The sequence below is a fragment of the Fibrobacter sp. genome (assembly GCF_017545445.1).
Classification (GTDB): Bacteria; Fibrobacterota; Fibrobacteria; order Fibrobacterales; family Fibrobacteraceae; genus Fibrobacter.
Genome location: NZ_JAFWOM010000140.1, coordinates 81,847 through 100,578, shown reverse-complemented (window position 1 = coordinate 100,578; position 18,732 = coordinate 81,847). Strand labels below are relative to the sequence as shown.

At 38.3% G+C, this 18,732-nt stretch carries 18 protein-coding genes; 1 reads left to right on the top strand and 17 read right to left on the bottom strand.

Annotated elements, in window-relative coordinates; all coding sequences use genetic code 11:
• Positions 1-79 precede the first annotated feature (79 nt).
• Positions 80-1,678: an ATP-binding protein gene (locus IKG78_RS16530; RefSeq protein WP_290945512.1), complete on the bottom strand. Its 1,599-nt coding sequence runs from the start codon at positions 1,676-1,678 to the stop codon at positions 80-82.
• 261 nt (positions 1,679-1,939) lie between these two features.
• Between IKG78_RS16530 and IKG78_RS16525 the strand changes: the two genes are divergently transcribed.
• Positions 1,940-2,887 (top strand): Rpn family recombination-promoting nuclease/putative transposase, encoded by a 948-nt coding sequence (locus IKG78_RS16525; protein WP_290945510.1) that lies wholly within the window; start codon positions 1,940-1,942, stop codon positions 2,885-2,887.
• A 37-nt stretch (positions 2,888-2,924) separates the two neighbouring features.
• Here the strand turns inward: IKG78_RS16525 and IKG78_RS16520 are convergent, their stop codons facing one another.
• From IKG78_RS16520 to IKG78_RS16445, 16 genes are all read right to left on the bottom strand, one after another.
• Positions 2,925-4,520: an ATP-binding protein gene (locus IKG78_RS16520; protein WP_290945508.1), complete on the bottom strand. Its 1,596-nt coding sequence runs from the start codon at positions 4,518-4,520 to the stop codon at positions 2,925-2,927.
• Between the two features lie 166 nt (positions 4,521-4,686).
• Entirely contained in the window at positions 4,687-5,760 is a 1,074-nt protein-coding gene (locus tag IKG78_RS16515) for a glycosyltransferase family 4 protein (RefSeq protein WP_290945506.1), read from the bottom strand.
• A 3-nt stretch (positions 5,761-5,763) separates the two neighbouring features.
• Positions 5,764-6,318, bottom strand: coding sequence for a hypothetical protein (locus IKG78_RS16510; protein ID WP_290945504.1), 555 nt, complete (start codon positions 6,316-6,318; stop codon positions 5,764-5,766).
• 60 nt (positions 6,319-6,378) lie between these two features.
• Positions 6,379-7,533 (bottom strand): glycosyltransferase, encoded by a 1,155-nt coding sequence (locus IKG78_RS16505; RefSeq protein WP_290945502.1) that lies wholly within the window; start codon positions 7,531-7,533, stop codon positions 6,379-6,381.
• Positions 7,526-8,125, bottom strand: coding sequence for a DapH/DapD/GlmU-related protein (locus IKG78_RS16500; protein WP_290945500.1), 600 nt, complete (start codon positions 8,123-8,125; stop codon positions 7,526-7,528). Before IKG78_RS16500 ends, IKG78_RS16505 begins: the two co-directional genes overlap by 8 nt.
• 5 nt (positions 8,126-8,130) lie before the next feature.
• Positions 8,131-9,102: a hypothetical protein gene (locus tag IKG78_RS16495; protein ID WP_290945498.1), complete on the bottom strand. Its 972-nt coding sequence runs from the start codon at positions 9,100-9,102 to the stop codon at positions 8,131-8,133.
• A gap of 1 nt (position 9,103) precedes the next feature.
• Positions 9,104-10,393: a glycosyltransferase gene (locus tag IKG78_RS16490; protein ID WP_290945496.1), complete on the bottom strand. Its 1,290-nt coding sequence runs from the start codon at positions 10,391-10,393 to the stop codon at positions 9,104-9,106.
• Positions 10,394-10,402: 9 nt separating this feature from the next.
• Complete coding sequence (locus IKG78_RS16485; RefSeq protein ID WP_290945494.1) at positions 10,403-11,596, bottom strand: EpsG family protein; 1,194 nt, start codon at positions 11,594-11,596, stop codon at positions 10,403-10,405.
• A 204-nt stretch (positions 11,597-11,800) separates the two neighbouring features.
• Positions 11,801-12,862, bottom strand: coding sequence for a ketoacyl-ACP synthase III (locus IKG78_RS16480; protein WP_290945492.1), 1,062 nt, complete (start codon positions 12,860-12,862; stop codon positions 11,801-11,803).
• A gap of 38 nt (positions 12,863-12,900) precedes the next feature.
• Positions 12,901-13,890, bottom strand: coding sequence for a polysaccharide pyruvyl transferase family protein (locus tag IKG78_RS16475; protein WP_290945491.1), 990 nt, complete (start codon positions 13,888-13,890; stop codon positions 12,901-12,903).
• Positions 13,891-13,895: 5 nt separating this feature from the next.
• Positions 13,896-14,654, bottom strand: a complete 759-nt coding sequence (locus IKG78_RS16470; protein ID WP_290945489.1) for an SDR family oxidoreductase — start codon at positions 14,652-14,654, stop codon at positions 13,896-13,898.
• Positions 14,644-15,735, bottom strand: a complete 1,092-nt coding sequence (locus IKG78_RS16465) for a ketoacyl-ACP synthase III (protein WP_290945487.1) — start codon at positions 15,733-15,735, stop codon at positions 14,644-14,646. Before IKG78_RS16465 ends, IKG78_RS16470 begins: the two co-directional genes overlap by 11 nt.
• Positions 15,735-15,965: an acyl carrier protein gene (locus IKG78_RS16460; protein ID WP_290945485.1), complete on the bottom strand. Its 231-nt coding sequence runs from the start codon at positions 15,963-15,965 to the stop codon at positions 15,735-15,737. The genes IKG78_RS16465 and IKG78_RS16460 overlap by 1 nt, the downstream gene beginning before the upstream one ends.
• Positions 15,966-15,998: 33 nt before the next feature.
• Positions 15,999-16,640 (bottom strand): hypothetical protein, encoded by a 642-nt coding sequence (locus IKG78_RS16455; protein WP_290945483.1) that lies wholly within the window; start codon positions 16,638-16,640, stop codon positions 15,999-16,001.
• A 39-nt stretch (positions 16,641-16,679) separates the two neighbouring features.
• A complete protein-coding gene (locus IKG78_RS16450) occupies positions 16,680-17,804 on the bottom strand; it encodes a DegT/DnrJ/EryC1/StrS family aminotransferase (protein WP_290945481.1) in 1,125 nt (374 codons plus the stop codon).
• 6 nt (positions 17,805-17,810) lie between these two features.
• Positions 17,811-18,728, bottom strand: a complete 918-nt coding sequence (locus tag IKG78_RS16445) for a glycosyltransferase (RefSeq protein WP_290945479.1) — start codon at positions 18,726-18,728, stop codon at positions 17,811-17,813.
• Between the last annotated feature and the right edge of the window lie 4 nt (positions 18,729-18,732).

The window sequence follows — 18,732 nt, the reverse complement described above, 5'->3', positions numbered from 1 at the left end:
AAAAAATTAGCACATCGCCATTCTGAAGCCAAAGCCAATAAATCTATAAATTTAACGGAAGTATGATTACGACCGCAATCTATTCTTGAAAAGATGAAACGATTTTCCACTCACCGAGGGTGCGTTTTTCGGCATCGAACGAGACGCCGATTTTAAACAATTTTTTCGGAGAACCATTCACAGCCAAGCGAGCCGAATACGGGATCAAGTAACCCCGATCGTCAATTTGCTTGAGAGCGTCATCGACGGTCCCGTTTCCATCCAACATAAACTCAAAAACATAAACTGCATCGGTCGTTTCGACGACGACATCGCAACGGCCTGCCGCAGACTTTTCTTCGCAACGCGTCAAGTACGGTGTCGCCAAGCTGAACACACAATACACAATCGTCTTGTAGTGCAATTCGCCCTGCGGTTCCGAGTCGTACGGGACACCACTCATATACGCCCGAATGACCTGAAGGACTCCGTCGATGTCGCCATCCTTCATTCCCTGAATTACCCGGCTCACGACAGTCGAATATGCGGTGCTCTGCCCGGTATAATACGCAAGAAGACACTTGGTAAAGCCTTCCGCGACTTCGTGGTTCGGGAATGCTAACACATAGGGCGAAAACTCTCCTCTGTTAAATTTTTTGATGGTGAGGTATCCGCTCTGGTACAGCATCGGGATGGGATTATCGGCTGTTTCGGTGGGGGAATCGAACACTTCGGCGGCGACGGCAAACCCCTTGTCGAATAGCTCCGCGTCCATTTTGTATTTTTTAACAAGCTTTGTCAAAATTGTCGGCGTGCCAGTCGCAAACCAATAATTAGCGAGATTCTTTTTGCTTAAAGAACTTATCAGACTAAATGGATTAAAAATATCTGGAGAATTTTCTGAAAAATGGTAGCCGTCATATTGACGCGTCAGGGCTTCGCACGCTTCGTCGTATTTCATGTCGTTTTTATCTGCAAGTGCTTGAATTTCAGGCTGCATCTGGGAGAAAACTTCTTCCTTGGTGATGCCGCAAATAGCCGCATATTCGTCATCCATCGTGATGACGTTCAAATTATTGAGTTCGCTGAAGATACTGAGCTGGCTGAACTTGCTGATGCCGGTAAGGAACACGAAGCGGAGAATACCGCCTAAGTCCTTAAGGGGGCTGAACAACTTCCGCATTTCATTCTTGAGCGTGAGCTGGAGTTCTGGATTTTCCATGCTGTCGAGCAGCGGAGCGTCGTATTCGTCAACGAGCACCACGGGAGGCATGCCGGTGGATTCATGAGCAGCCTTGATCAGCAATTCGAAGCGAACGCCCCAAGCCGACTTATCAGACGGTTCAAGCCCGTATTGCCGCTCCCATTCCCCGAGTTTCAAGTTAAGCGTGTCCGCCAAATCTTCTTCGGTAATGAACTTGTTCCCAGCAAAGCTCAGCTTGAACACCGGGTATTTTTTCCACTCGGATTCGAGCCTTTCCATGGCAAGGCCCGCAAACAGTTCCTTGCGGCCTTCAAAATAACATTGGAGAGTGCTTATCAACAGCGATTTGCCGAACCGCCGCGGACGAGACAGGAAATAAAATTGACTCGTATGAGTCAACTTATAGACAAGATCTGTCTTATCAACATAGAAATATTCGTTTTCACGAATCTGTGCAAAATCCTGCACACCAATAGGAAATCTCTTCAACGCCATACCACTAATTTAATAATTTCGGTAAAGCAACGCAATAGGGCTCAGTTCTGATAGTTTGATTAGACGACTTCAATTACGAGTTCGAAATATCGTGCGTATGAGAGAATTAAACCAAATCCACGGACATTTCTTTTTTGAGTATTTCTATAGTTTGCAAAATAAACGAATTTGCAAGCGGTTGTTGGCAAAATTTGCAAAGTTTTGCTTTTTCAAAATTTTTCGTTGTAGATTAAAGCCTCTAAACTTAACGGAGGGACTTTTATGAATCAATCTATTCCAGAAAAGCTGAAAGGCAAAACCTACATCGATCCGAGAACCGATACCGGATTCAAGAACTTGTTCGCCAGCAAGGATGCCATCAAGGACTTTGTTGACGGAATCCTGCACCTGAAAGGCGACGACCAAATCAAGGATCTGAAATACTCGTTCGATGAAGTGATTCGTTTTATGGTTCCCAAGGAACGAAAAATTTCTCTGGACGCTTTCGCAACGACCAACTCCAATCGCTTTCTCAACATCGAAATGCAAAAAGCGGACCATGGATTCTTTATCGACCGAACCATACTGTATAAAGCTTTCTTGATTATCAGGGGCAAACAGGAAATGGAAGAAACGGAAGAATTCAAGGCACTTTCCAAAGAAGAAAAGGAGTACAGGCGGTACGAAATCCCTGAATGCATTTCTATCTGGATTTGCGACTTTGAATTGCCGCAGACAATGGGGAATTACATTGACGAATGGGCCGTTTACAGCAGGGAATCGCTGAACAAAGGGAAGGCCGAAGCGATTTTCCCGAAAAATAAGTATATTATGGTTAATCTGACAAGGTTCAACAAAACCGCAGACGAAGTGAAAGACCCCGTTGACATTTGGCTCTACGTGCTCAAGCATGCGCATGAAGGCAAGCCTCTCCCTGACTTTGGGAATGACATTGTCAACGAAGCCTTGAACCGCATCAAGATCGAAAATTTGGACAAAACAACTTTGACCGAAGCGGAGAGAGAAATGACTACAAAAGAAGAAATCGCTTGCTGCTTGGCGAGTGCCAAGATAGAAACAAGACGCGAAACAAGGCACGAAACTAAAATCGAAATGGTCGATGCCATGCTTGCAAATGGAAAATTGAACGATGAAGAAATCGCCGCCATTTCCGGCTTTTCCAAAGATGACATTCTCAAACGCAAAGAGATCCTGACAAAAAGGCGATAGCCTCTAAATTTACCGAAAGAATGATTACGACCGCAATCTATTCTTCAAAAACTGAAACGATTTTCCACTCACCGAGGGTGCGTTTTTTAACATCGAACGTAGCACCAATCTTGAACAATTTTTTCGGAGAGCCGTTTGCTGTCAATCGAGCCGAATACGGAATCAAGTAACCCCGATCGTCAATTTGCTTGAGAGCGTCATCGACAGTCCCTTTTCCATCCAGTTTAAACTCGAACATATAGACCGCATTGGCGGTTTCGACAACAGCATCGCAGCGACCAGCGGCACAACATTCCTCGGTACGCACGACATACGGCGTACACAGCTTAAAAATCAGGAAAAATACTGTCTTGTAGTGGTTTTCGTCCTGACGTTCCGCATTATACGGAATACCACCAATAAACGCTTTAATAAGGACAAGGGCGTTGTCAATGTCGCGAGATTCCAAAGAATCTACAAGTCGCAACAGGAAAGAGTCGTTTTGAACAACGTCGTCCATCGCATAATACGGCATTAACGCTTTCAAGAATCCAAGGCGAACTTCATCATTCGGGAATCCCAGAATAAACCGGTTTCCTGACTTCGCCGTTTTAATGGTCAGATATCCACTCTGATACAGCATCGGGATAGGGTTTTTAGCAGTCTCGGTCGGAGCATCAAACATGTCCTGAGTAGCATCAAAACCGGAGTCAAATGGAACCGGATCAACCTTGTACTTGCTCATGAGCCGAGTCAAAATCGTCGGCGTGCCAGTTGCAAACCAGTAGTTCGCAAGTTCGCGCTTGGTTAAAGAATTTATCAAGCTGAACGGGTTAAACACGTCCGGCGAATTCTTACTGAAGTGGTAGCCATCATATTGACGAATAAGTGCCTCGCACGCTTCGTCGTATGTCATGCCGTTCTTGTCCGCGAGAGCTTGAATTTCGGGTTGCATCTGGGAGAAAACTTCTTCCTTGGTGATGCCACAGATGGCCGCATATTCGTCATCCATCGTGATAACATTCAAATTGTTGAGTTCGCTGAAGATTGAAAGCTGGCTGAACTTGCTGATGCCAGTAAGGAACACGAAGCGCAGAATGCTGCCGAGGGCTTTCAAGGGACTGTAAAGGCTACGGACTTGAATCCGGATATCATTAAAGGATTCCATTCCGAAAGTGTCAAGCATCGGGGCATCGTATTCATCAACAAGAACTACAACTTGCTTACCGGTTTGCTCATGAGCAGCTTCTATAATACGAGCCATTCGCACGCCCCAAGTGTGAATGTTTGGCTCGGGCGTAACTCCAAATCGTTTTTCATGAGGTTCTAGAATTTTGTTCAGTGATTCGACAAGGGAATCTTTGCCAGAATATTTTACGAGGCTCATATCCAGCCGAATAACCGGGTACTTTTTCCACTCAGTTTCGAGCCTTTCCATGGCAAGGCCTGCGAACAGCTCCTTGCGGCCCTCAAAATAATATTGGAGCGTGCTAATCAACAGCGATTTGCCGAACCGCCGCGGACGGGACAAAAAGTAATACAAGTCTGTATGCGTCAACTCATAGACAAGATCCGTCTTATCTACGTAATACATACCTTCTTCGCGAATTCTCGCGAAGTCCTGCACACCAATTGGAAATCTCTTCAACGCCATACCACTAATTTAATAATTTCGGTAAAGCAACGCAATAGGGCTCAGTTCTGATAGTTCGATTAGACGACTTTGATTACGAGATTGAAGTATGAAGAGTAGGAAAATGTAGCGAACCCCAGCCGAAAATTTGAAATATTACGTTCATTATAATTCGTTGCAATATTTTTTACATTCCCTTTTCAGACAACAACTTATTATACAAATCACCAATCTGTTTATTTATTGTATTTATATTAAACGTAGTTTCTGCAAAGCAAGCAGATTCCTTAGCAATAGATTCTCGAAGATCTCTGTCCGTTATAATTCTTTCCATACAGTCCGATAGTTTTTCTACATCTCCCGGAGAAAAAAGAAGCATGTTTTTCCCATCTTTTGCAACATCAGGAATACCACCAACCGGAGTCGTTATTACAGGCAAACCAAAACTCCAAGCATCCAAAACACTCATAGGAAATCCCTCTGCATAAGAAGGTAAACAAAAAACGGTCGCTTCACGGAAAGCTTTTTCTTTATCAAGCCCATTAACCCAACCAAGCCATAGAACTTGATCGCTAACATGCAATTCTTCAGCAAGCAATTTTCCCTTTTCAACTTCACCATTTCCAGCAAAAACAATCTGCCAATCAGGATATTTCACGGCTATTCTAGCAAAAGCCTTTATCATATCATCGTAACCTTTCCTATGGCATATTGTTCCAGCATAAAGAATAGAGAACTTTTTTGACAGAACACAAGAAAGGTTAGAATCTAAAGAAGAAATATTGAGAGAGGGTGGACAAGGATTGTAAATAACTTGAACCTTAACAAAAGGAAATATAGTTTCAACTTCTTTTTTCCAATACTCACTCAACACAACAACTCTATCAGCCCTCGCAAACAAAAACTTGTACAAAAAAGCATATTTACTTCGAATAGTCGTTTCAACAGAAAATGAATGAAAATGTATAACCGTTTTTTTTGATAATAGCTTTGCAAACCAAACAAAAATAATTTTTCGCATGGCAGAAGGAGGTTCGCTTAAATGGATATGCACCAAATCATAAAATGGCAATAAAAATAAATATTCAATAAATGCTGGAATAACCTTCAAAAACTTTAACAATAGGCCTTTATCTATATGGGTTTCTATCCATTTGCAATGAAATTCATTCCATTGAGCTCCCTGCTGATGAGCTTTTACGACAGAAGTTATTCCACCACGCGTTTTATGCGATGTTGCAACAACAAGAACTTTAGGCATAAACTATTCCTTAAATTTCAAGATTTTAGCAGGAATTCCTCCAACAACAGCATTATCAGGAATATCCTTTGTTACAACAGCCCCTGCACCAATAGTAACGTTATTACCGATCCGTACAGGACCAAGAATAGTCACACCAGTACTTATATAGACATTATCACCAACATAAATATTACTATCAACCTGATCTGGAGTTTTTCGACCAAAAAGAACCATAGGTAATATCGTTGTATTCTTTCCCGTATGCACATAAGTATTCATCCTTACAAATCCTGGATGAACTATATATGCTCCAGGTCCTAGAACATTAGGCATAATATAAAGCCCTGATTTTTTTTTCAATCTTCGGTAATTCCACATACACAAGATATATGGAATTAAATTAAAGATATTTCTTTTTTTATTGAGATAGTATTCATAATAGCGTAAAGCTCTCATAAAGACAATAGGAAGATAATCATCTGCAAATGTTATCCATTTTATAAAACGTCTTTTAAAAGAAACAGAATTCCTATCTTCTTTTAAATAGTATTGCAAATCTGATTTTGACTTTATCATTAATAGACCTCTAAAACTAATTTACTGTTAATGAACCCATAAATTTCATTTTGTTCGTAATTATAAGGAAAAAAGGAATTCTGCTAAATGTTTTCCAACAGTTTTGTAATTAAAAAATTTAAGTCCCACATTATAACCATTTTTTCCAATTTCTCTAGATAACTCTGGATAGGCTGAAATCCACTTAAATGCATCAATAAAACCTTGCGGATTGTAATTGCAAAAGAATGCCGAATCCTTATCTTTAAAATAGAAGTCGACTTCACCAACTTGGCAAGTTATAATTGGTGTAGCCGCTGAGGTGTACTCTGCTATTTTTTGACTAAAACGAGCATGATCTTGTTCAGAATTTGGATCCATGGGGATTATTAATCCCAAAGCATTTTCGTATAAAGAAATTAATTCGCTATATGAAATTTTTCGTTTAACTTTAACAAAATCCCCTCCCTTTATGCGTTCAATATGATCAACTATAACTTGTACCTGCGAATCGCTACCAGCCAAGATCAAAATTAAAATTTGATTATTTTTCTCACTTTTTTTATAGCTTACAAATGCATCTACAAGAGGTATTATAACTCGAGTGTATGCGGCATAAACACAATAAACAAAATAGTTAGAACTATTATTTTTTTCTTTGATTCTTTTAAACTCTGCTAATACAGGGACTTTTAAATATGGTTTGTTAAATTTTTTTATTTTTTTTATAATATATTCACTAATAGGTAAAATTCCATCTGCCAAATATCCAAAATTTTTCGTGTATAAGTAGGTACTAGGTTTTCGTAAAGGATGTGTTGATTTTATCGTGGGCAACCACTCATGAGATATAACGGCAATCTTATATCCGTATTTATGAGCGTAAAAACAATAAATTCTGTAGATGTGATAATCAGGGGCTTCCAATATCACAATATTCTTTTGGTTTTGCTTATATAGATTCTTCAAGTCTTTTTTCCAACTTGAAAGATTCCCTAACCAACTTATAAGCTGATTTCCTTTTTTGGGGTAAGAAATTACATCGCCAACATTTGCATAATGGAGTACAGAACGTCGTTCAACACAAGAGCAACCAACAATAGAATTAATTATTGTTACACACGCTCCCTGTTCCACAAGGCCACGCGCCATGAATTCTGTTTTAGTATTAGTTGCAGAAAAACTATAACCAAAACTAGAACCTGTCCCTAAAAATATAACATTCAAATTATTCACTAATCGTCCTTATCACTTTACATGGGTTTCCAGCAGCTACAACATTGGCAGGAATATCATGAGTTACAATACTCCCTGCTCCAATCACGCTATTCTCGCCAATATGTACACCTTTTAAAACTTTAACACCATATCCCAACCAAACATTATCCTCTATCACAACAGGAGCATTCTTACCTGTTCGAGGATCACCAGAATGCCAATCGCTATCTGTTATCAAAGTGTTAGCACCACATCTAACATTATTACCTAGTTTTATCGACAATGCTGCACCCATAACAGTTCCAGAAAAACCACAATTATTGCCGATATAAATTTCAGAATTTCTAGCAATTGTTGAAATCATACAAGGCGAATACACACCAATCAAATTTGATCGGTGCGATGAATTAAATCGGCAATTATCTCCTATAGAGATAATACTATTGGGTTCTGTGCGGAATACAGTTTTTCCATAAAACTGATTCTTTAGACCGATATTCACGCCCCACCACCATGCAGTTAGAATATTTGGTAAAAGCCAAATATGCGGGCGAATTCTATTTGCAACAACATTGCTATAATGAGCTAGACTATTCGATTTATGCAACATAAATATTACCAATAGCAACCAGATTCAACAGATGACGCATTTTTTATTTTTTCAGATCCATCTGGATACACCCAATACTCATTAAACAAATCTCTGTAGCAAGAGTTCGTGTATTGAGACTCCCAGCGTTTTCCTTTAATTCCAAACAAGAGCTGTAACCCTCCCCCTAGATGAAATCCCTTTTTCCCGATTTCTTTGCAATGCGCCGCCAAAGGTAAGCCATAAGCACCACACCCAATAAGAGCCACATCAAAATCTGTATGATCGATTTGCTTAATCATCGAATCCAGAGCTTCAAACCAGTTGGCAAATTTACATTTTTCACCCGCTAAAGTTTGTACAGCCTTTATAACAGTAAGACTCTTAAAATCAGGGAGCCAGTCCTTTGAAGGGAATAAATGGGCTCTTTTTTCATACTGTTTTTCAATGGTTTCCTTAAAAGGGTGAATAACAAGGACCTTTTTTCCTTCTAAAGCCTTCATCCAGGAATGTTCAACAAAAAATGGATACAGGGCTTCAAACTGAAAGAACTGACACTTGGAATTGAATGGCAAAAATTTTTCATAATAAGAAAAGCGCCCAGCCAAATCCATTGTCGGAATATACTTCATATACAATTCTGCAAACTTTTCCAATTCTTTTAAATTACCACCGGGAAAGAATCCAGAAAATTGACACAAGTTATTGTCTAATCTAGGGAAATCCCACCAGGGAAGTCTCGTTTTGTCAGTAATGTAATTAAGCAATTTCTTGAAATAGCTTATATCACTATGAACCGTAATGTAATTATTTATGACGGCACCTTCTGTCGTCCCCATTCTACCAATAAAGCAAGGCTTATCCGCACTTAATAAATCAAAAATGGCTTGATTGGCATTTTCTCTCTCATTTTCGCTAGGCCAAGACTGTCCAACATATTTTTTTCTAAAAGCTTTTTTGTAGACATTGCTTAGCAGCTTCATTATTTTCGTCTTCATATTACACCCTCGTATCATTTACGCGCTCATTCGACAAATAAATTGATTCATAGATACGTCTTAATTCTTGAGCAACATTTTGGGGATTATGCCTTTGCGATGCTCGTACTCTCGCATTTTTCCCCATATCAACATATTTAGCATAATTTTTTTCACAATCCATTATAAGCCCGGCAAGAACATACGGTTCTCCTTCCTGATACATATTCCCTTCAACCCCATCCTTCATCATACTTGCAGTACCACCAACATAGGATGCAATTATGGGCATACCAAGCATCATCGCCTCGCATAATGAATTTGGACTATTTTCAATTCTACTCACCTGAACAAATAAATTTGAAGACATCATCTTTTCAATCAGCCGAGAAGAATCCATACGGCCTAAAAATTTAACACTCGATGAATTTTTGTTAAAAGATGTCATTTTTTCAGAATACAAAGCTTTTTCGTCATTAGACGTTATACCAAGAACGTTCCATTCAAAAACAAATCCTGCATCTTCTAAAATTTGGGCCGCTTGGAAAATCACTTCGACCCCCTTCCACAAGCCAAAACTTATTGTCGAAACAATCTTGAATTTTCCATTTGATGGAGCAGTCCATTCTTTTTTGAAAAAATCGCTACGAAGAATTTCATTACAGGTATAATATTTTCTTTTCGGGTTCAATGCCAATGAACACATTTCATCCCACTTCGTACGACCAATAATATTATCTATTATTCGGTAAATTCTTTTTTCCCTTAACGATTTTCTGCAAAAATGGCGATACGAAGCAATAGAATCATCTAACAAAACCCTTTTTATAAAGGGGGAATTTTTTTTAACAATCTCTTTAGGTATTCCTGAAAAATACTTATTCTTATAAGGTCCCAAAATTCCTTGCACAGACATACAGATTTTACGAGCGCCAAGATTCTCTGCAATTAGCCCAAAATTTTCCTCAGATCCATGAATATGGATTACGTCAGGATTAACACTAGATACAACATCTAGCAAACGAGGAACTTCAACGGCGTCGAAGCAATCAGAAAATTGGGATCTAAGTCTATAGATATACCTTCCAATCTTAGAACTGTTTCCTGAACGCAATACAGGATGATAATATATGCCGGAATAGCAAAAAGGTTCCATCGGCACCCCCCAGTAAAAAGCTATATGCAGCTCCACTTGAGGGTCTTTTTTCATTTCTTGAGAAAGAGCGTACAACCACCCACCACCAGTGACAGGTTTTCCAGTGAGCTTTTCTTCAGCCTCACAGGGCGTATTAGCAAACCAAAGAATTTTCATGAGATTCTACTAATAATATGGTAAATAATAATGGGGTAAATATTTTTTGTATAACTTAACAGGATTATCAATCCATAAAGAAGGAGCTTCAAAAATTGTTTCAAAATTTTTAAAACCATAAGACATAGAATGCTTATCATTTACAAAATAAGCATTATAATAAAGACGGCATGAAATTAAAACAACCATAAGCATCAACATCTTTGCAAATTTAATTTTTCCCTCAATCAACAAGTTTTCTATAGAAATTACAATCGCAAAAATTGTGCAATATTGATAATACAATACAATTCGCCCCATATCTTTTTGAAAGTAATTTACCGTAACAAAATATAATAAAGAAGCTTTTATCAAAACAAGCCTTATACCGGATTCTTTGTTTCCATAATAAAGCAAAGTCAAAAAAACAACAGTTTCATAAAAAATATAAACAAACGTTTTTGATCTTCCACTTTCTAACTGTTGAGCATAATGGGCAAATTTTTCGGTTCTATCAGATAAAAAATAAAAAATAGAATCCGCATAATCTGACAAATTTATTAGATATTGAAGCAAAAATAAAAACAACAAAAAAACAGACATCTTTTTCGTAAGAGGTTGTTTAAGAAACACAATAGGCAGTAAAAACAACGCACCGACAGATGCTTTATGAATCATAAATGCGGCAACAAAACAGAGGAAAATATAAAAACTCTCCTTTGAAAAAAATCTTTTATCTTTAAACGATTCTAAGGACGACAAATACACACCAAGCATAACAAAAGATACAGACAAAAATTGTCTTTTCAGAGTCATAAAAGTAATCACGTAACTAAAATTAATCAGTAAAATAAAAACAAACAACCAAAGAAATCTTTCGTCAAAGCTTTTCTTACATAGCTTATACATTACAAAAATTTCAAAAGCGGCTGTTACAAGATAGTATCCAATACCTCCTATAGGTTGACAAAGTTTTAATAAAAAAGCGCACAAAGGTTCCACAACTTCGCCAAATTCAAAAATAGATTTTTCTGTATTATTTACCCAATTAAACTTACTAAGCATAACACTATAGTCAACAGTGTTATAGAATTCAAAACCATAAATAAAGAATATTACAAAAAAAGTTAGTTTATAATACAAATCACGGTCATTTTGTTTTTCTAAACAACCCACCTTATAAGCTAAATAAAACGCAATTATTGCTAAAAACGTATAAAGCATTTGACTTTTTTATATTCCAATCCAATAAAAAAATTTATTTATTCCAAAGCACTAGACGAATGAAGAACATTCTTCTAAATGTAAAAAATAGTTACTGTGCAAAATGTACACATATTTTAAACCAATCTTTTTTTTGTTTTTTCAGTCACTTTCAGATGAACCAATTTGATATATGCTTTTTCCCGCTGTAAAAAAATTCCTTTTCTAAATTTCCACAATATCACTAATCTTACAATCCACAAACGGAACTATCGCAGTTGCCCAAGCCATGCCAACACCAAAAGCATTCAGCATCAGGTTCTTGCGACCTTGCATTTTGTCTTTCAATTCGCTCACAATTGTCAGCGGCACAGAAACAGACGACGTATTTCCATATTTCTGGATTGTCCATGGAATTTTGTCATAGTTCAGCTTCATTTTCTTAGCAATGAAGTTGTTAATGAAGGCATTCGCCTGGTGAAATACGTAGTAATCAACATCTTCGATGTTCATGCCGACATGAGCGAACAAACCCTTGATATCTCTCGGAATTTCGACAATCACAAAATTGAATACATCGGCCCCCTGCATGTGGCCCTGCTCATCATTGCGAATGTTGCCGTATTCATCAACGACCTTGTCTCGCAATGTTTCAACAGAACTCATATTGCGGTATCCGCCGCCTGGAATCATGATCAATTCGCCGCGCGAGCCGTCGGAGTTCAACGAAAAATGGCTTTCGCCGAACTTTTCATCACGTTCAATCAAGGCGGCAATGCCAGCATCGCCAAAAATGAAAGCTTCGCGCCTGTCCTTACGGCTGTATACTTTGGAACGAGTTTCTCCATCAAGCAGTAATGCTTTGCGGAATCCCTTGTTTTCCATAAGCGCATAAACAATGCTCAACGCATTGATAAAGCCAGAACAGCCAAGTGAAATGTCAAAAGCCATTGTCGTCATCGGTAGCTTCAGCCTATCCTGCAACAAAATAGATGTTGCGGGCATCCTGTAGTCTGGAGTCTGCGAAAGGAAAACGACTAAATCAATTTCGTTACGGTCAATATTGTTGTCCGCAATGAGTTTTTCTGCAGCAGCAAAGCACAAGTCAGAAGAACAAGTTTTTTCATCGGCAAAGCGGCGTTCAAAAACCCCGACCTTGTCAACGACTTTTTTTACTTCTTCCCTAGGCCAAATATCAAGATCATACTCATAGTTGTTGATGACATTCTTCGGCACGCAAGCGGCCATCGCCGTTATTCCAACATCTTTAAAAGATACTATAGGCATACCAATTACTCTCTTATACTCGCCAAATTATATCCATATTATTTTTCCCATAAATCATAAGGGAATGATTCTAAAAGTCCTTTGCGTAAACCAGATAAATCTGGTAATGGTAAAGGATCCATAGTCAAAGCTTCTTCAAAAGACTCTGCAATTTTTATATTAGTTCTTCCTGTGCTATAATAGTAGTCCAAATATTTAAAATCTGTAAACTTGGGCAAACATCTAAAAAAGACCGCAGGGACGCCATACGATTCGGCCAAGATTATTCCGTGAAGTGAAGATGTATAAACGATTTCACTTGATACAATTTCATCTATAACTGATTTATAATCATTTGTGTTCATTGATACGATATTTTCATTAGGATGATTTGTTCTAAATTGTCGTTCATAAACAAATTGCGGAATAATCAACCTTCGTTTATCTTTTTTTACATCTGGATTATATATCAAAGGCATCAATATAGCTGGATCCCCGAAAACACCAGGACATTTAAAGCCATAATCTTCCAAAACCTTTTTTGTCAATGGACCTCTGACTGCACGAATATCCAGCTTTCTACGGCTTATTTTCTGCAACAAAAAAATTATATGAGAGAATCCTGGAATATTGAGTCCTTTTTGATAAAGAGCTTTTGTTTCAAAAGGAAACATACCACTTCCCCAAATAGTTGCATCTTGATAACCGCCTTGAATATTGGATCCTACGCAATAGAGATGTTTTGTAGAAGAAACTTTAGCGTTAATGTCTATTCCTTTTTGTTTTAAAAAGTATTCTACGATAACCTCTCCTAAAGAATCACCCAAATTATATGGTTTATTCTGATATAAATCATAACCAAATCGTTTAGGGTGATATTGATATATGTTGACTTGATTTTTCTTTGCGGGAATATCTAAATAGGATGCAATAATACTATTCCCTTTATAAGCTAGGCAAATCTCTCTTAAAATATACCTCAACATCCTAACTATTCTTTTCAAAAAAGAAGCCAATCGCCTAAAAATGTTATATGTTTTTGCCAACATTTATATTACCTAAGAATCACTCCGCCATCAACAACTAATGTATGTCCTGTTACCCAAGACGATGCATCTGATAGCAAATAAATAATAGCGTGGGCGATATCTTCCGGTTTACCCAAACGTCCCAAAGGATAATGCATCGCATTTTCTTTAAGTTGATCTTCAGAAATAGTCCCTGCAGACAATATATTCGTCATCACAAAACCAGGATTTACACTATTTCCTCTTATGCCGCTCTTGGCCATTTCAAGGGCAAATCCTTTCATGAAGGCATTTAAGCCACCTTTAGAAATTCCATACATCGTGTTACCGACTGTAGAAATCATCACTCCACCAATGGAAGAGGTAAATACAACAGAACTGCCCTTTGATAGTTTTTTCTTTTTCAAGAGACGTTGTGTCAAAAGAACAGGTCCAATCATATTCACGTTCAACACTTCGGACAAATCAGCGTTGTTAATAAATTTGACTGGAAGAGTCTTAACAATGCCTGCATTTAAGGATACACCATCAAGAGCCGGCAAAGATTCAACCAAAGCTGAAACACCGTCTTCATTGGACAGATCAGCAATGAACATCTGATGCTCCTGACCGTAAGATCTATCCAATGAATCAAAAGTTTCTTTTAAGCGAGCCTCATTTCGGGCTGTAATGCAAACGCAAGCACCCATCTTGGAGCATTCAATAGCCGTTGTGCGACCAATTCCTGACGAAGCTCCAGTTACAAGAACCTTCTTACCTTCTAATGAAAACGGATTATACGACATGAACCTTATCTACCTCCTCATCCGATACTTCAACAAGATCGGATATTACTAGGTTATCTGTTTCAAAATAAGTTGTACCCCAAGAAAGTCCAACACCAAAGCCACAGCAAATGAATTTTGCTGGCTTAACATCGGCCTTTCCCTTAAGTTCAGCCACAATAGTCATGGGGATACTAGCCCCATTCGTATTACCAAAACGATACATACTAGACGGAACTTTTTCCATCGGCAGTTTTAACTTTTTGGCAATCATGTTGTTCATCTTGCTATTCGCTTGATGGAAAACATACCAATCCGCCTGCAAATAATCAAAATTATAATGTGTTGCAAGAGATTTGACCGACTTTGGAGCAGCCGTTATGCCAAAAGAGAAAACATCCATTCCTTTCATGCGAGATTGGAGCCTATAGGTTTCCTTTCCGTCAACAATCTCTGTATCGAAACTGGCTGGAGTAACAGGATTGCGAGCTCCACCTTCTGGTGTAATGATCGCGTCAAAGCCACTGCCATCTGTACCAAAATGGAATTTAATGCCAGCATTACATTCTTCATATTCCACGGCGGTAACCGTTCCCGCACTGCCAAACAAAGGATTTCTACGGCGTTGCGGTCCTTTGAAACGAGCCTTAGCTTCACCGCACATGACCAAAGCTTTTTTTATAGAACCTCTGCCAAGAATAGATGCTGCGGAACTCAACCCATAGACCCAACCAGAACAACCTAATGAGATGTCTTCAGCATAGCATTCTTGTGGAAGTCCCAATCGATCCTGTAAAATACAAGCTGTTGCTGGCAAAATATAGTCAGGAGTTTGCGAAACAAAGAATATCGCACCGATATCTTCTTTGTTCCATTTTAAATCAGATATGAGTTTTTCCGCAGCAGCATAACACAAATCTGATGTTGTCAGCGAATAGCTAACCCGACGTTCTTTTACACCCGTCGTTTTAACAAAATCCTCCGGAGAATACTCTGTAGAAACAGCATCATCTTCTGTTGGGTGTAAATTGTCGGCAATATTTTGAGGAACACCGGCCGATATGCCGGCAATTCGAACGTTCGGGAAAGACAAAAACGCCATTATTTTTTTCCTTTCACAGTATTGAACAAATCTTCAATGGTTGTAGCATTTTCAAGGTCTGCGCCTTTGAGCGTGACATCATATTCTTCATCAACCATTGCAATGATGTTAAGAGCCATCAAAGACGACCATTCGTCCAAGTCGTGGAACTTGGTGTCTGCCTTGAATTCGGCAGCATCAGTTTCTTCGAACTGTTCGGCAAAGTGTTCAATGAATTCGTTGATATCCATGTTTATCTCCTATTTATGGTTATTTGTTTATAGTTAAAAAGAAAGTTTTGTTGCAGGGACCCCAAATACATGGAGTCCATCTTTTATATTACGTGTTACTAGACTATGCGATCCAACATCGACATTGTTTCCAACCTTTTTTTGTCGAATTAGAGTTGAACGAACATGCATTATAGACTGGGAGCCAATTTCAGCACCTCCCCCTATAAAACAATATGCTTCGATAGATGTATAATCACCTATTTTCGTATCATGCCCTATATCGCAAAAAATATGTATTATGGAATGCTTTCCAATGGAAACGTTATCAGAAATCACTGCTAACGACGAAATGTAGGATCCTTCTCCAACAGTTGCAGTTGGATTGACGTAGGCTTTATTTCCTATAATAGAAATAAAATGCCCTCCTTTTTTTTCAATTATGTCCGCGTAATGCTTGCGCCATTTTGGGTCTCCCATAGCGACAAAGAAAACATCATCTGGCTGAACTACGTAATCTTCTGGTGAGGATATTATAGGTGGATAATTCCCTTTTAATCCTTCGAAAGCGTCTGTTTTGCTGTCAAGGAAACCTTTGATATCAAATTCACCGTTGATATAAGCCTTCGTGTAAATGACAGTAGAAAGGATTTCTCGTCCCCATCCTCTTGCACCCACAATCAATAAATGCTTCATTCTTTCTATATCCTCATTAAGTTACTGTGATAATATTGTTTATGAGTTATTCGCATTTGTTATTATGTCAATAACACGGCTTATATTTTCGTCCGTAAGCCCAGCATACATAGGCAAACAAATGACTTCGTCCGCCATACGTGTTGCCACAGGAAGATTTTCCTTAGTTGCAGATGGCAGTCCGCGATAAACGGCAAAACTTGAAATGAGCGGATAGAAATAACGGCGACCCAAAATGCCATTTTCCTTCATTTTTTCATAAAGGGCATCACGGCTCATGCCGTACTCCTTTTCGTTCACGAAAATTGGAAAATACGAATAGTTGTATGTGACATCATCGCGTTCCTTGAACATCGAAATTCCGGGCACATTCTCGAGTGCGGCTCGATACCTTAAAGCAACATTCTTACGAGCTGCAATAGCGTCATCAATATGTTTCAAATTGCACAAGCCATAAGCAGAGCGAATCTCATCCATCTTGCTGTTGATACCGGGAGCAACTACAGTTGTTTCACCAGCGAATCCAAAATTTTTGAGATAATCTATACGTTTTTTCGTGCGTGCGTCGTGACAGATGAGGGCACCGCCTTCAACAGTATTATATGTTTTGGTGGCATGGAAACTGAGTGTATTCATATCGCCAGCATCCAAAATCGTCTTGCCATTAATTTTCACATTGAAAGCATGAGCAGCATCATAAATAACAGCAAGTCCATAGCAATCGGCGATTTTCTGAATGGCTTCAATATCACACGGATTCCCATAAACATGTACCGGCATGATTGCGGTAGTTTTAGGGGTAATCGCTTCTTCGATTTTTTTCGGATCAAGGTTGCCGGTAGCCGAATCGACATCGACAAAAACCGGAGTAAGGCCGTTCCACCAAATAGAATGAGTCGTTGCAACGAAACTGTACGGAGTGGTAATAACTTCACCGGTAATACGCATTGCTTGCAATGCCGTAATCAGAGGCAGCGTTCCATTAGTGAACAAACTGATGTATTCAACGCCAAGGTATTCAGCGAGAGCTGCTTCAAGTTCTTTGTGATACGATCCATTATTAGTAAGCCATTTACGCTCCCAAATGTCCTTGAGCAAAGGAATGAATTCGTCCAAAGAAGGAAGAAGCGGCGAGGTTACAGTTATATTTTCTTGATTTTTCATAAACTTCTATTTTCCCATTTTCAAGCCCAACCATTTTTTTACATATGATGTAACCACATATTTTTTTAACCTTAGACGAAAACGTTCTATATGAAAGAAAAAAGCTATTCTAAACTTAATAGGCATACGTCGTGCATAATACTCACGCGTATTACTTACATTACGCATGAAACGATAATTATTCATTGGGTCAACAAAATGACTAGCACTTTTTTCAAGGACTCGATACACTGCAGTAACATCATTCATAAAATGAATTTTATACAAAGAAGCAGCTTGTAGAATTATTAAAATATCTCCACAAAAAAATTTCATTTGGTTCAAATCAGGTAAACCATTATAAATATCCCTTCTAAAAAGCCAGGAACACGGAGCTGCAAAACGACCATTCCATATATAATCACCTAAAGTATCAATGTTGTTACATTTTTGAACTTTAGTAAAAAAACATTCTTCAAGCTTACCACTTTTTTGAAAAAATCTATTTACCTCAGTACGAACTAACCCACAATCTGGATGAGATTCCAAATAATCAACCTGTTTTTGCAATTTTAAAGGATCTATCCAGTAATCATCACCTTCACATATAGCAACATACTTACCACGATTATTTTTTGCATCTCGAATTACTTTTGTAAGTTCACCATTCGCTTTTGAATATAAATTTTCTTTTTCAAACAAAGGCTTGAAAATTTTGGGATACAGAGCAGTATATCGTCTTATTATTTCAGGACTTTCATCCGTTGAAGCATCATCATGGATAAAGATTTCAAAAGGAAAATTTGTTTCCTGAATTAAAAAACCTTTTATACAATCTTCTATGTACTTTGCATGATTGTAAACCATGCAAAGTATTGTTACAACTGGCTTATCATATACTTTAGGCCAATTTTTCATTATTTCATCTTGAGATCTATAATTCATAAAA